Here is a 13,491-nt window from a genome sequence, read left to right as displayed (position 1 = left end):
GCGGCCCGGAACCCGCCGCAAGGCCGTCACCGGATGTCGCCGCGCCAGGCCCAGGCGCGGGCGCCGGGCTCCCTCGGCCGGTACACCGCCCGGCCGCCGGCGCCGTACCGGCCGATCTCGGTCGGCAGCGCCGCGCCCTCGTCCCGCTGCCGGTCGCCCCAGCCCGTCACATCCAGCAGCAGCCCGTCGAGCGGCCCGCCCACCAGCTCGGCGTAGGCCCGGCCGGGACGCGGACCGGGGTCGGGGTCGTCGTGGTCGGCGCCGTAGACCCGACCGCGCATGATCTGCTCGTCGTCCATGAAGGCAGCATCGCAGCCCCCACTGACAACCGCCCCGGCACGGAGGAAAGCCGGTGACCCGGTGATCCACTTCTGTCTACCCTGGGCCGATGGCCGAGACGACAGCGGACACGACCGTGGGAACAACGGTGGGGACGACGGTGGAGATACGGGAGATGGTCGAGGGCGACATCGACGCCGTCTCGGGGATCCGGGTGGCGGGGTGGCGATGGGGGTACGCCGGCATCGTCCCCGCGTCGTATCTGGACGCCATGACGGTCGCCGAGGACGCGGTGCGGCGGCGTGCGTGGTTCACCCATCAGCAGCGGCGTTCCCTGGACCTGGTCGCGGTCGACGGCGGGGTACCGGTGGGCTGGATCGCCGCCCGGCCCGGCGCGAACGGACCGGACGAACCGAACGGGTCGGGCGGGTCGGACGGACCCGGCGCGGGTGAGGTCCTCGCCCTCTATCTGCTCCCCGACCGGGTGGGCCGGGGCATCGGCCGGGCGCTGCTCGCCGGGGCGCACACCCGCCTCGCCGAGCGGGGGTGCCACCGCTCGGAGCTGTGGGTGATCGAGGAGAACCACCGGGCGCGCCGCTTCTACGAGCGGGCGGGGTACCGGGCCGACGGGGCCCGCCGGGACGATGTGTACGACGGCACCGCGCTGCCCGAGATCCGCTATCGGCGCTCCCTCGGCGGAGCCGGCTCCCCGAACTGACGGGCCGCGGGCCCGGACCCGCCGTACGGCCGCCGGAACGGACGGCACCGCACCGGCCCCCGGCCACCGGGCCGCCGGATCACGCGCACACCACCCGGTTCCGCGCACGACCCTGGCGGCGGGCGTCGACCATCGGCCATGATCGACTTTTCGCCGCCGCGCAACGCCCGTACCCCCTCCACCGTCTTCGCGGGCGAACGGCGCCGATGCCGGACCGCTTCCGCCCAAGGAGACCCCCGCGTATGACCACTTCCTCCGTCGCCCTCTCCGACGCTCTCGTCTCCCGGTCCTGGGGCTTCCTCGGTGACCGGGCGCTCCAGACCGCGGCCGAGATCGGGGTCGCCGACCATGTCGCCCACGGCCCGGCGTCGCTGGACGCGCTCGCCGAGGCCACCGGTACCCTGCCGGACGCCCTGGGGAGGCTGCTGCGCCCCCTGGTGGCCGACGGCTTCCTGGGGCTGGACGAGGACGGCGCCTATGTCCGTACCGAGCAGAGCGCCCTGCTGGAGTCCGCCCACCCGGAGACCCTGCGCCCGTGGTTCCGGCTGATGTACCGGATCACCTACCGCTTCCTGGACGACCCGCTGGTCACCCTGCGGACCGGGCGGCCGTCCTTCGAGAGCCGGTTCGGTGACACCTACTTCGGGCACATGGCCCGGAACCCCGAGGACAGCGCCGTGTTCACCGCCGCGATGGACAGCTTCTCCCGGCGGACCGCCCGTGCGGTGGCGGCCGCGTACGACTTCTCCGCGGCCGGGCTCACGGCGGACATCGGCGGCGGTGTGGGCACGCTCACCGCGGAGATCCTGGCCCGTCATCCCGGCGCCCGGGGTGTCCTGCTGGATCTGCCGGAGCCGGCCGGGGCGGCGCGCGCCGCGCTGGACGCGGCCGGGGTGGGCGACCGGGTCGAGGTGGAGACGGGTGACTTCTTCGCCGCCGTCCCGGCCGCCGACACCTATCTGCTCTCCTGGATCCTGCACGACTGGGACGACGAGCGGGCGCTGGAGATACTCCGGCGGTGCCGCCTGGCGCAGCGCGGCGGGGAGCGGGGGCGGTTGCTGGTGGTCGAGGCGGTGCTGCCGGAGCGGCCCGCGCCCGGGTTCGCGGGCTGTCTCGATCTGGTGATGCTCTTCGGTCTGGGCGGCCGGGAGCGGACCGAGGGGCAGTACGCGGAGCTGTTCGCGGCGGCGGGGTACCGGCTCACCGGGACCCGGGCGCTGGAGGCGCCGGGGATGCAGCTGATCGAGGCGTGCCCGGTCTGAGCCCCCGCCGCCGGTGCTGGGCCCGGGGGCGCGTCAGGGCGGCCCCTGGGCCCGGGTGACGGAGAGGACCCGTACCCCCGCGGAGACGTAGTAGACCGTCACACAGCCGCCGACCAGGGCCTGGCGGTAGTCGGGCTCCCGGATGGCGACGGATCCGGCTCCGTAGGGGTCGGCGGCGAGCGACCGTACTCCCATGTCGAAGCGGTCGCGCGCGGGGCCGGTGAGGGCGTCGAGGCAGACGCGTGCCTCGGTGGAGTACTGCACCCGGTAGGGGTTCACCGGTCGTTCCCCGCCCGTCCGTCGTCCAGTTGGCCGAAGCCGGTGAAGTCGCCGGTGCGCAGCTGGTCGGCGAGGGCGTCGTCCTCGTCCCTGGCCTCCTGGGGCAGGCCCCAGCGGGCCGCGATGAGCGGCACGTCGAGGAGGGGGGCCGAGCCGATCTCCCGGTCGAAGGCGGCGCGCTGGTCCTCGGGCAGGGAGTCGCGGATGCCGTCGAGGGTGCCGGGCAGATCCACGATCCGGCCCCCGATCCTGGTCCGCAGCACGGGTTCTCCGGCCATGGCGCGCTCCTCCCCCGGTCCCCCGGACCGATGTCCTGTCGTCCCCTCGGTGCTCCCCCTGAGTCTGCCCCGGGGTCGGCGGCGGAGTCGGGCGTACGGGATCCCGCGCCGGTGGCGGTCGGGCCGTCCGCACGCCCCCGCCCGGGCACCTCAGGGTGTCCGGGCGGGGCGGGGGATCGCGGCTCGGTCAGAGCCGTACCTTCCAGCTGACGCCGGTCTTCAGGGTAGCGGCGATCTTCGGGTCGCGGACGGCGGGGGTACGGTCCTCCACGGAGACGGTCAGGGTGTGGGGACGCAGATCGAGGAGGTGCTTGACCAGGTGGGTGACGGGGACTTCGGTGCGGCCGGCGAGGTGCTTCAGCTCCTTGCCGTCGAGCCGCCAGCGGACGCGCAGCTGCCGTCCGTCCTCTCCGGTCAGCCGGGGGACGGTGACCTTGGCGCGGTGGCGCAGGCGCAGGGTACGGTCGGTGGGGGTGACGGCGGTGACGGGCTTCGCGTGCCGGTAGAAGCCGGCGATCATGGCTTCGACGCCGGGCAGGTTGAAGGGCTTGCCGTTGGAGCGCATCAGGGAGTTGTCGGTGGGCCGGTTGAGGCCCTGGACGAAGTAGCCGCCGCCCTCGTAGGCGCCGATGGTGCCGCCGTCGGGCGAGGTCTCACCGAGCCAGCGGTGCCACTTGACCCGGTCCCGGCCGATGGCGTCGGCACCGAGGGTGGAGATGTTGGAGTCGGCGGGCTCGGGTCCGGTGTACCGCTCATAGCCGGGATAGCCGGGATAGAAGTACTCGTCCGCGAGTTTGCCGAGGGAGTGACCGGTCTCATGGATGGCGACCTGGCCGGACTTCTCGTTGTTGGCGGAGGCGGTGGCGATGCCCTCGTACCCCAGGGTGGCGCTGGGCTGGTTGTATCCGGCGCCGCCGTACTTGGCGCTGTTGGCGAGGACGATGACGAGGTCCGCCTCGGGCGCCTCGGCGACATAGCGGTCGACCTTGCGCTCGTCGACACAGAGCAGCCGCTCGATGTCGGCGCACCAGAAGTAGGTGCCGAGGGCGGTGTCGCGGACGGTGGCCTTGTCGGGGTCGCCGGAGACGCCGGACTCGTTGGAGACGGCGTCGACGGTCCAGACATTGAAGAGGTTGCGGTAGGTGGTGTACGGCTCGACGGCCGTCAGCTCGGCCCACTTCTCCTGGGCGTCGGCGCGGAAGTCGCCGAGTTCGGCGGTGGTGTAGCCGTCGCCGACGACGACGATGTCCAGGCGGTCGGCGGTGGATCCGTTGTCGACCAGCTTGGTGACGGTGCCGTCCTGGGACCGCTCGGTGGCGGAGAGCCGGGGCGCGGGACGGCTCTTGCCGTGCTGCGGGACCTCGACATGGCCGGAGCCGGCGGCGGTTCCGTCCTCGGGGCCGGGTATCTCGACCTCGACCACGGGCGGTGCGGCGGGGGCCGGGCCGGCGACCGCGCTGCCGGGGGCGGTGGCGAGTACGGCGGTGACGGCTACGGCCACACCGGCCGCCGTCATGGCTCTGCGCAGCGCTGGGCGCATGGGTCCTCCCCAGAAGGCGAGTTAAATGACTCAATAAATCCGATGAATGGCGCGTTTAAGCTAGAGGGGCGCTGGGGTGATGCGCAATGGCCCACCGCCCCCCAATACTGTGGACTGCCAGTCACCAGGGGGTTTTTCATGGATGAACCAGTCGAGATCGGGCGAAGAGTACAGCGACTCCGCGCCGAACGGGGACTGACCCAGCGGCAGCTCGCCGAACCGTCGTACACCCCCGCGTACATCTCCACGCTGGAGTCGGGCAAGGTCCGGCCGTCGGAGACGGCGCTGCGCTTCCTCGCCGGCCGGCTCGGCACCTCGTACGAGGAACTGGCGACGGGCCGCCCCGCCCATCTCGCCACCGAGCTGCGGCTCGGCCTCACCGACGCCCAGCGGGAACTGGCCACCGGCGCGGCCGACGACGCGGCCGTGAGCTTCCGGCGGCTGCTCACCGACGCCGAACATCTGGAGCTGCTCCCCGAACAGGCCGAGGCCCTGCTCGGGCTGGGCGACTGCGCGCTGGAGTCCGGGGAGCTGGAGGACGCCGGGCGCCACTTCGAGAGCGCCGAACAGCTGCTCGCCGGGGAGCCGCTGCCCCGGCGGGCCCGCGCGCTGCGCGGCCGGGCCATCGCCCATCTGCTCGCCGGGGAGCTGCGGTACGCCTGCTACCTCCTGGAGAACGCCATCGACGAGCTGACGGCGAACGGCATGGGCGACCCGGAGGCGCTGGTCCTGCTCTACACGGCCGTGATCGGTCCCTATATCGACATGGGCGCGCATGCCCGCGCCGCGCACGCCGCCGAACTGGCCCTGGCCCTCGCCCCCCAGGTGCAGGACCCGGCGCTGGTCGCCGGGATGCACCGGCAGGTCGCCCGGACCTTCCTCGCGGAGGGGCGCAACGAGGACGCCGACGCCTCCCTCGCCAAGGCCCAGACCATCTACCGGCAGCTGCGGCTGCGCACCGATCTCGCCCACTGCCACTGGATGCGCGGCTATGTCCACGCCCAGAACGGCGAACTCGACATCGCCGAGCGGGAGCTGCGGACCGCGCGGGACATGCTCACCGCCAAGCGGGCCACCCTCTACACCGCCCAGGTGGAGGTGGAGCTGGCGGATGTGCTGCGCAGACTGGAGCGGTACGAGGAGGCCGGGCGGCTGCTGTCGGCCCTGCTGGAGCTGGACGACCGGCACGGCGCGGTGCACGCGGGCGGTGCGCACCGGCTGCTGGGGATGATCGCGGAGGAGCGGGACGAGCCGGAGACCGCCGAGGAGCACTATGTCCGGGCGCTCGGGCTGCTGGAGCGGAGCGGCGCCAGCGGCGATCTCGCGGACCTCTGCCGGCTCCTGGGCGATCTGCTGCGCCGCACCGGCCGGGTGGAGGCGGCGCTCGATGTGTACCGCACGGGCCTCGGGCACCGGGCGGCGCCCGGGACGACCACCTTGGGGCCGTCCCCGGCCACTCCCCCGTTCCGGCTGGGCTGACCCGCCCGGCGCGGGCCCGGTCCGTACGCCGCCGCCGGGGGTACGGGCGCGACGGGGGCCGCGCCCGTACCGGCGGGTGGCGCCCCGGGCCGGTGTCCGACCGGGGCGGCGGGGGACCGTCAGGGCCGGTGCCCCGGCCCGCCGGGGACCCCCCGGCGGGAGCGGGCCCGGTCCACCACGGTGATCGCCCCGGCGGGGCAGACCCAGGCGGACTCCCGGGCCACGGCGTGCAGTTCGGCGCCGGGCCGGCCGTTCAGCAGCAGGACGAGCCCGTCCTCACCGTCCTGGTCGAAGAGTTCGGGTGCGGTCAGTGCGCACATCCCGGCGCCCAGGCAGCGCTCGCGGTCGACTTGGAGCTCCATCGTCTTCTCCTCCGAGGTCCGTCGTCTCTCCTGCTCCCGCCGCTCCGCTACCAGGTGACCGGGAGCCGGTGGACGCCATAGACATCCAGGCCCGCACGGAGCGGCACCTCGTCGGCCGGGACGGCGAGGCGGAGCCCGGGGAAGCGGGCGAGCAGCGCGGGCAGCGCGACCCGCATCTCGACCCGGGCCAGTTGCTGGCCGAGGCACTGGTGGATGCCGTGGCCGAAGGAGAGATGGCCGGTGGCGCGGCGGCGCACATCGAGGGTGTCGGGGTCGGGGAAGCGCTCCGGGTCGCGGTTGGCGGCCTGGACGGAGAGGGTGACGGTCTCCCCGGCCCGGATCACCGCCCCTTCCAGCTCGACATCCTCCAGGGCGGCGCGGAGCCCGGTGTGGGCGATGCTGAGATAGCGCAGCAGCTCCTCGACGGCCTGGTCGGCGAGTTCGGGCTCCGCCCGCAGGGCCGCCAGCTGTTCGGCGTTGCTGAGCAGGGCGAACGTACCGTGGGCGAGCATATTGGCGGTGGTGTCGAGACCCGCGCCGAGGAGAAAGCCCCCGACGCCGCTGAGTTCGTCGTCGGTGAGGTCGCTCTCCGCGATCAGATCGCTGAGCAGGTCGTCGGTGGGGGCGGCGCGCTTGGCGGTGACCAGGCCCCGGATGTATCCGGTGAGCGCCTCCATCGCCGCCATCTGGTCCTCCACCGTGGCGTCGATGCCGCTCAGGTCCGCCGCGTGCCGCCGGAAGATCTCCCGCTCCGCGTAGGGCACGCCGAGGAGTTCACAGATGACCTGGGCGGGAACGGGCTGGGCGAAGGACTCGACGAGATCGGCTCCCGGGCCCCCGCGCTCCATGGCGTCCAGGTGCTCGGTGGTGATCTCCTCGATCCGCTCGGTCAGCAGCCGCATCCGGCGCACGGTGAACCGGCCGGCGAGCTGGCGCCGGTAGCGCGTGTGCTCGGGGGCGTCGATCCCGGTGAGATCGCCGTCGGGGGCGGCGGGCAGCTCGGCCATGCCGAGATCCGCGAAGGGGTAGTGCATCAGCTCGTAGCGGGAGGAGAAGCGGGGGTCGGCCAGGATGCTCCGGACGGCGGAGTGTCCGGTGGCCAGCCAGCCGAGGTGTCCGTCGGGGTAGCGCATCCGGGCGATCGGTGCGCGGGAGCGCAGCTCGGCCAGTTCCCGTGGGGGGTCGAAGGGGCAGCCCTCGGGGCGGTCCATGGGCAGCGACACCGGTTCGGCGAGGGAGATCACCGGACCCGTCGCCTGCTCGGCGGGGTCTGTCGACGGCCGGTCCTGCATCGTGTCCTCCTGTGACGAATGGCGGCGCCGTGCTGCGATGCGCCGGTCCCTGGTGCGCCCGTCCCCCGTGCGCCCGTCCTCCCCGCACGGGAATGGCGTCACCCGGTGCGGCTTATGGCGTCACTATGGCACCAGGCATGTGCCACTACAAGGCGATGATGGCACTGCCGTAGCACCATGGCGGAAAATGACTCACGGACCGTCACTTTCCGCCGGGTGTAAAGAAGTTGTACCTCCGGACCCCCGGGGATCGCGCCACATCGGCCACATCACCGGCCCGCCGTACGGCAGTCGGAGCAGCGGTTCCCGGACGGCGAAGCCGAGCCCCCGGTACAGCTCACGGGAGCGGGCGCTGCTCGCCTCCAGATAGACCGGGGTCCCCTCGCGGTCGCAGCGGTCGAGCACCGGGCGCATCAGCGCCGTTCCGCGCCCCTGGCCCCGATGGGCCGGATGCACTCCGATCATCCACAGATAGAGATGGGGACGGCGGGGGTGGATCAGCTCCGTCAGGAGACCCATGAGTTCGACGCGTTCATTGCCCGGGTCGACCGCCGCCCGCAGGATCGCCCCGTCGCTCTGCCCGTCACCGCCACCGCCGTGACCGCCGCCATCGCCGTCACCGTCGCCGTCACCACCACCATCGCCGTCGCCGTCATCCGGAATGTCCCCCGGGCCGCTCCGGCCGGTCGCCCCGGGGCCCGGCGGCATCGGCAGCCAGAGCGCGGCGGCCGTACCGTCCACGGCGAGGTCGACCCGGCCGGCGCCGAGGACGATGTCCACGAAGGCACCCACCAGCAGGGGGTGGCGGGCGCGCCGGCGCGCCGGGTCCGGGAAGACCCAGTGGCTCACCGGGTCTTCGGCGAAGGCCGTGTCCAGCAGCCGCACCACGGCTTCCCGGTCCCTCTCCCCGGCCTCCCGGACCCCGGCCCCCGCGCCGGCCGACTTTCCCGTACCGCTCGTCCCGTCGTTCACTTCCGTACCGCTCCCTTCGTGCGTCCCGTGACCGGGACCTCGCCCATGGCATCACCCACGGCCCCGCCCACGGCCTCCTACCCGGGAGCCCCGGGGCTCAGCCCCAGCGGTCGAACAGCGCCTGGAGATAGTCCTCCAGCCGCCCCGCGAGCAGCTCCGGTGTGAGGTCGGTACGGCCCGACTCGCGCCAGGGGACGGCCACCTTCTCCGCGTCGGGGGCGAAGGCGAGGGCGTCCAGGACCCGCCAGTACAGATGGGCGCGCGGATCGCCGTCGAGTTCACCGCCCTCGGCGCGGTAGAGGCCGGCGAAGACCAGACCCGCGTCCGGCCCGTGCAGCAGGGCCAGGGTGGTGGCGCAGTGGGCCACATCGAGGTCGGCCGGTCCCCAGGAGGTCTCCACCCAGTCGACGACCCCGGTGATCCGCAGGGTGTCACCCGCCCCCTCGAAGAGGACATTGCCGGGATGGAAGTCCCGGTGGAGGAAGCGGCCCCGCCAGGGCGGCGCCGCCCCGGCGATCAGCTCCACGGCCCGCCGCCAGAGCGCGGGGCGCCCGCTCCGCGCGGGGGGACGGACCCGTTCCGGTGCGGTCCATGCCTGATAGACGCGGGGACGGGACCGCTCGGGGACCGCGATCCGGTGCACGGCGACCAGCTGCCGGGCGAGCAGCGGGGCCCGCGCGCCCGCGTCGGCGTCGTCCAGCCGGATCGTCCCCGGCAGCAGGGACATCAGCAGGGAGGGGTGGTCGCAGCGGTCGGCGGTGGCGTCCAGACCGCGCAGCCGGGCGACCGGCACCGGTGAGCCGGCGAGCAGCCGCAGGATCTCCGCCTCGCGCGTCAGCAGCCCTTCGGCGTGGCGCACATAGAAGGGCTTGACGAAGGAGCGGAGCACCAGCGGGGCGGGGTCGTGCGGCCCTTCGAGGTCGAGGCGGCGCATCACGGAGGTCCAGCCGCCGCGCAGCCGGACGGCGGAGGCGATCCGCTCACCGTCGCCGAGGTGCGAGGCGGCCCACTCCCGGGTCGCTCCCCAGGGCTCCGGGTGGTCGCCCGGGTCCGGCCGATGGCCCGGGTCCGGGTCCGGGTGATCACCCGGTGAACCCCCGGTGGTGGTCGACGTGTCCCTGGCCGGTCCGCTCTCCCCCGTCATACCCGTCACTCTAGCCACGCGGCCGGAACGCCGGAGGGGCCCGTACCGCCGGGTGGCGGTACGGGCCCCGGGTGGTGCGGGTGCCGTCAGCTCTTGTCGGGGCGCTCGGTGACGCGGAGCGCGTTCAGCAGCGGCTTGCCGTAGCCGCTGTGGGCGACGAAGCGGACGTTGAGCGTGCCGTCCGTCACGGTGACGGTGTAGGCGCGCTGGACGGCGGCGTAGGAGCCCGCCTCCAGGGCGATGTCGAGCGACGGCAGCACCTCGGTGCCCTCGGCGAGGACGTCGAAGACCCGCTTGTTGGGCCGGGCGCTGTTCACCTCGGCGAAGCCCAGCTCGACCGTGTAGACACCGTTCGGGACGTTGTCGAAGCGGTACTCGTACATCCCCTCACGGGCGGTACGGAAGAGCCGGGGGTCGTCGGTGCCGGTGATGGCCCGGGTGGTGGACCGGGTGGAGGTGTTGCCCTGGTATCCGTAGGAGCCCGCGCTGTAGCGCCGGTCCGGGGTCCAGGTGTCACCGAGGCTGTCCACGGCCTCGGCGCCCGCCCCGGTGTCCAGGGCGGCCTGGTAACGCGGCACGATGATCTTGACGGGTACGGTCACCACCGGGGCGCGACCGCTCCGGGACTCGACGCGCACATCGGCGGTGAGGACGGCGCCGGGGGTCAGCCCGGCGGTGTCCACCGAGAGTGTCAGGGCCTGCTTCTGACCGGACGCCAGCTCGCCCGAGGCCGGACCGACGGTCAGCCAGGGGGCGTCCTCGGTGACCGTGTACGGGGTCGCGGAGCCGGTGTTGGACAGCTCGATGGCGCGGGTGCGCCGCTGGTCCCCGGGGGCGACGATGTCCAGCGCGGTCCGTGAGGCGGCGACCTTGCCGGTCTTCAGCGACTCGGTGACCGTCACCACGGAGTCCGCGCCGACGGTGATCGTGGAATCGCCCTTCTCATAGGCGGGGGCGGTCACGGAGACGGCCTGCTGCCCGGCGGGGGCCTGGACGGTGTAGCTGCCGTCGGCGGCGGTGACGGCGGTGGTCGCCGTCGCTCCCGTGCCGACGGTGACCTCGGCGCCCCCGACCCCCTTGCGGTCGTTGGCGTCGACCACCTCACCGCGGACCACACCGTGCCGGGTGGTGCGGAAGGAGAGGGAGAGACCGTCGCTGAGGACCGCGCTGTTGAAGGAGTAGGAGAAGGCGTCGGTACCGGCGGCGTTCTCCACCCCGATGGTGGCGCCCGAACCGGCCCGCAGCCCGGTGCCGGTGGTGTCCTTGTAGTGGTACGAGACCCTGCCGTCCTCGCCGATCAGCGTGGAGACGGAGAAGCGCTCGCTCTGGGCCGCCCAGTGGGAGATGTTGCGCCACTCGATGACGAAGGAGCGGTGCGGTGCGGCACCGGTGACCCCGGTGTACACGGCCGCGTCCGCGCCGACGAGCAGGTCGTCCCAGAACGGGTAGAGGGCGGCGTTCGGCGTGCCGGTGCTGGGGATCTGCACATTGGTGTCGCTGGTGTGCGCCCCGCCGAAGCTCACCGTGCCATTGGTGCCGATGTGCGCGTTGGCGTAGTTCCTGCCGTACAGCGGTACGGGGAACGGCAGCCGGACGGCCTCGGTCACGGAGTCGCCGGTCAGGGCGAGCTGCTGGGTACCGGCGACATAGCCGGAGCCGCTCTGGGCCGCACAGGCGTAGCCGAAGGTGTCGGTGCGCCGGGGCAGGCTCACCGTGGCCTCGGTGGGCCCGGCGACGGAGATCGCGGCGGTGCCCGCCGTCAGGCAGCGGTGGGTGGTGGAGGCGCGCAGGGTGTAGTCGCCCAGCGGCAGGGTCACCTCGAAGCGGCCCTGGGCGTCGGTGGTGGCGGTGACCGGGGTGTCGACGACGGTGACCGAGGCCTGGGCCACGGGTTCGCCGCCCGCCTGGACGGTGCCGGTGACCGTGGCCGACGCGCTCTGGGTGAGCTGGAAGTCCTCGGTCCTGGTGCCGCCCTCGGCGACCGGGACGGCGGCCGACGAGGCGGTGGTGTAGCCGAACTTGGAGACCGTCACGGTGTAGCTGCCCGCCGTCAGGGCCGGGAAGGTGTAGCGGCCCTGGGCGTCGGTGACGGCGGTGCGGCCGGTCGGACCGTCGGCGACGACCCTGGCCCCGGCGACCGCGGTGGTACCGGAGGTGACGGTGCCGCCGAGCGCGCCGACGGGTCCGCGCGGGGCGGCCTGGACGGCGGCGAGCGCGTCGAGACGGCCCTCACCGAAGACATTGTTGTCGGCGGGGGTGCCGCCGCAGGTGGTGGCGTCCACATCGACGGCGCTCTGGTCGAGCAGGCCCTCGGTCTGCGCCAGGTCGTTCTGGAGGGCCGGCGACGCCGACCAGATCAGGGCGACGGCGGCGGCGGTGTGCGGGGAGGCCATGGAGGTGCCGGAGAACGATCCATAGCCGCCGTTGCGGACGGCGGAGCGCACATTGGCGCCGGGCGCGGCGATGTTGGGCTTGATGCCGCCCTCGTCACCGGCGCCCCGGGAGGAGAAGGAGGCGATGGCGTTGTTGATGTCGAAGGCGCCGGAGCTGTACGAGGCCACATAGTCGCCGGGTGAGCCGCTGGTGGCGCAGGAGGGGCCGTTGTTCCCGTTGGAGAAGGCGGGGAAGATACCGGCGGCGCGCCAGCTGTTCACGACCGTCTTGTACCAGGGGTTGTGGGCGGCGCTGCCCCAGGAGTTGTTGACGATGTCCGGGGCGAGATCGGGGCGCGGGTTCTGGCCGGAGCGGTCGGTGGGGGCGAGGATCCACTGACCGGAGGCGAGCAGGGACGCCTGGGAGCAGGAGCTGCTCTCGCAGCCCTTGGCGGCGATCCACCGGGCGCCGGGGGCGACACCGATCTTGTTGGCGCCGCCGTCGTCGCCGACCATCGTGCCCATGGTGTGGGTGCCGTGGTCGTTGTTGTCGCAGGGGGCGGTGCCCGAGCAGATGCCCGCGGGGTCGAACCAGTTGTAGTCGTGGCTGTAGGTGCCGTCGGCGTTGCGGCCCCGGTACTGGTCGTCCACGGCGGGGTGCTGGTAGTCCACACCGGTGTCGATATTGGCGACGACGATGCCCTCGCCCCGGACGCCGAACTGCTCCCACACCTGGGGGGCCTTGATCCGGTCGATGTTCCACTCGACGGCGTCGACGGCCCGCTCGCGCTCGCCCTTGATGGGCTTGGGGATGGAGACGGTGTCCTCGGCGTCGATCCGGGCGACCTCGGGACGCTGGGCCACGGCGTCGGCGAGCTTGGGACCGCCGACGACCCGTACGGCGTTGACGATCCAGTACGAGGTGTACTCGGCGCGGGCGTTGTCGAGGGCCCGCACCAGATCGGCCTGGGTGCGGCGGGCGTGTGCCCGCTGGGCGTCGACCACGGCTTCCGCGCGGGCCGCCTTGGAGGAGGCGCCGCGGGTGGCCCGGGTGAGGTCGGCGGCGCTGTCGAGGTAGACCCAGAAGGCGGTCTTCCCGTCGTCGAGCTGCTTCTGGAGGCGGGGTTCGATCTTCCGCTCGGCCGCGGAGGGCGACGGGGCGGCGTCGGGGGCGGGCGCGGCGAGTGCCGTGCCTCCCCCGAGGGGTAACAGGACGAGCGAGAGCAGCGCGGCGCAGGCCGTGCGCAGGGGTCTGATGCGTCCGGTCCGTCCGGTCCCTCTGGTGGTCCGTGGTGCCACGTGGTCTCCTCTTGCTGGAGGCGGGGGTCGCCCGCCCGAGAAAGTGCAGGAAACGTGCGTGGTTCAGGTGCGACTCACCCGATTTGTTGCCATGAACGGGTCAAGAACCGGTGCCATCGTGGAACACCGGGCACCCGGGGACAAGAGGGCCTGCGCGCCCCGGGCGTGTCCCGCGTCCCCCCGGCCCCCGGGGAGACCCGGCGGGGCTCCGGGGG

12 protein-coding genes are annotated in these 13,491 nt (G+C 73.4%); 3 read left to right on the top strand and 9 right to left on the bottom strand.

Annotated features, from left to right (window positions below; translation table 11 throughout):
* Nucleotides 1-26 precede the first annotated feature (26 nt).
* Complete coding sequence (locus ABT354_RS26015) at nucleotides 27-299, bottom strand: hypothetical protein (protein WP_351497962.1); 273 nt, start codon at nucleotides 297-299, stop codon at nucleotides 27-29.
* Between the two features lie 89 nt (nucleotides 300-388).
* Between ABT354_RS26015 and ABT354_RS26010 the strand changes: the two genes are divergently transcribed.
* Both ABT354_RS26010 and ABT354_RS26005 read left to right on the top strand, forming a co-directional pair.
* Nucleotides 389-997, top strand: coding sequence for a GNAT family N-acetyltransferase (locus tag ABT354_RS26010; RefSeq protein ID WP_351497960.1), 609 nt, complete (start codon nucleotides 389-391; stop codon nucleotides 995-997).
* Nucleotides 998-1,239: 242 nt separating this feature from the next.
* Nucleotides 1,240-2,259: a methyltransferase gene (locus ABT354_RS26005; RefSeq protein ID WP_351497957.1), complete on the top strand. Its 1,020-nt coding sequence runs from the start codon at nucleotides 1,240-1,242 to the stop codon at nucleotides 2,257-2,259.
* A 33-nt stretch (nucleotides 2,260-2,292) separates the two neighbouring features.
* On the opposite strand, the gene ABT354_RS26000 is transcribed toward ABT354_RS26005, so the two are convergent.
* The 3 genes from ABT354_RS26000 to ABT354_RS25990 form a co-directional block, all read right to left on the bottom strand.
* Nucleotides 2,293-2,538 (bottom strand): hypothetical protein, encoded by a 246-nt coding sequence (locus tag ABT354_RS26000; RefSeq protein WP_351497955.1) that lies wholly within the window; start codon nucleotides 2,536-2,538, stop codon nucleotides 2,293-2,295.
* The gene (locus ABT354_RS25995) at nucleotides 2,535-2,816 is read right to left on the bottom strand and encodes a hypothetical protein (protein ID WP_351497953.1); all 282 of its coding nucleotides are present in this window, start codon (nucleotides 2,814-2,816) and stop codon (nucleotides 2,535-2,537) included. Before ABT354_RS25995 ends, ABT354_RS26000 begins: the two co-directional genes overlap by 4 nt.
* A gap of 187 nt (nucleotides 2,817-3,003) precedes the next feature.
* A complete protein-coding gene (locus ABT354_RS25990) occupies nucleotides 3,004-4,356 on the bottom strand; it encodes a M64 family metallopeptidase (protein ID WP_351497950.1) in 1,353 nt (450 codons plus the stop codon).
* A 138-nt stretch (nucleotides 4,357-4,494) separates the two neighbouring features.
* Here ABT354_RS25990 and ABT354_RS25985 point away from each other — a divergent pair, with 138 nt between their 5' ends.
* A complete protein-coding gene (locus ABT354_RS25985; protein ID WP_351497948.1) occupies nucleotides 4,495-5,835 on the top strand; it encodes a helix-turn-helix domain-containing protein in 1,341 nt (446 codons plus the stop codon).
* 119 nt (nucleotides 5,836-5,954) lie between these two features.
* Here the strand turns inward: ABT354_RS25985 and ABT354_RS25980 are convergent, their stop codons facing one another.
* From ABT354_RS25980 to ABT354_RS25960, 5 genes are all read right to left on the bottom strand, one after another.
* Nucleotides 5,955-6,197 carry a ferredoxin gene (locus ABT354_RS25980; protein WP_351497946.1) on the bottom strand — a complete coding sequence of 81 codons (243 nt, stop codon included), beginning with the start codon at nucleotides 6,195-6,197 and terminating at the stop codon, nucleotides 5,955-5,957.
* A 47-nt stretch (nucleotides 6,198-6,244) separates the two neighbouring features.
* A complete protein-coding gene (locus ABT354_RS25975) occupies nucleotides 6,245-7,489 on the bottom strand; it encodes a cytochrome P450 (protein WP_502983500.1) in 1,245 nt (414 codons plus the stop codon).
* Nucleotides 7,490-7,681: 192 nt separating this feature from the next.
* Nucleotides 7,682-8,461 carry a GNAT family N-acetyltransferase gene (locus ABT354_RS25970; RefSeq protein ID WP_351497943.1) on the bottom strand — a complete coding sequence of 260 codons (780 nt, stop codon included), beginning with the start codon at nucleotides 8,459-8,461 and terminating at the stop codon, nucleotides 7,682-7,684.
* Nucleotides 8,462-8,558: 97 nt separating this feature from the next.
* Complete coding sequence (locus tag ABT354_RS25965) at nucleotides 8,559-9,605, bottom strand: phosphotransferase family protein (RefSeq protein ID WP_351497941.1); 1,047 nt, start codon at nucleotides 9,603-9,605, stop codon at nucleotides 8,559-8,561.
* 86 nt (nucleotides 9,606-9,691) lie between these two features.
* The gene (locus ABT354_RS25960; RefSeq protein ID WP_351497939.1) at nucleotides 9,692-13,276 is read right to left on the bottom strand and encodes a S8 family serine peptidase; all 3,585 of its coding nucleotides are present in this window, start codon (nucleotides 13,274-13,276) and stop codon (nucleotides 9,692-9,694) included.
* Between the last annotated feature and the right edge of the window lie 215 nt (nucleotides 13,277-13,491).

Source organism: Streptomyces sp. NPDC000594 (assembly GCF_040299965.1).
GTDB lineage: Bacteria > Actinomycetota > Actinomycetes > Streptomycetales > Streptomycetaceae > Streptomyces.
Note: the sequence above shows the minus strand (reverse complement) of the source record. Positions and strands in the feature narration are given on the sequence as shown.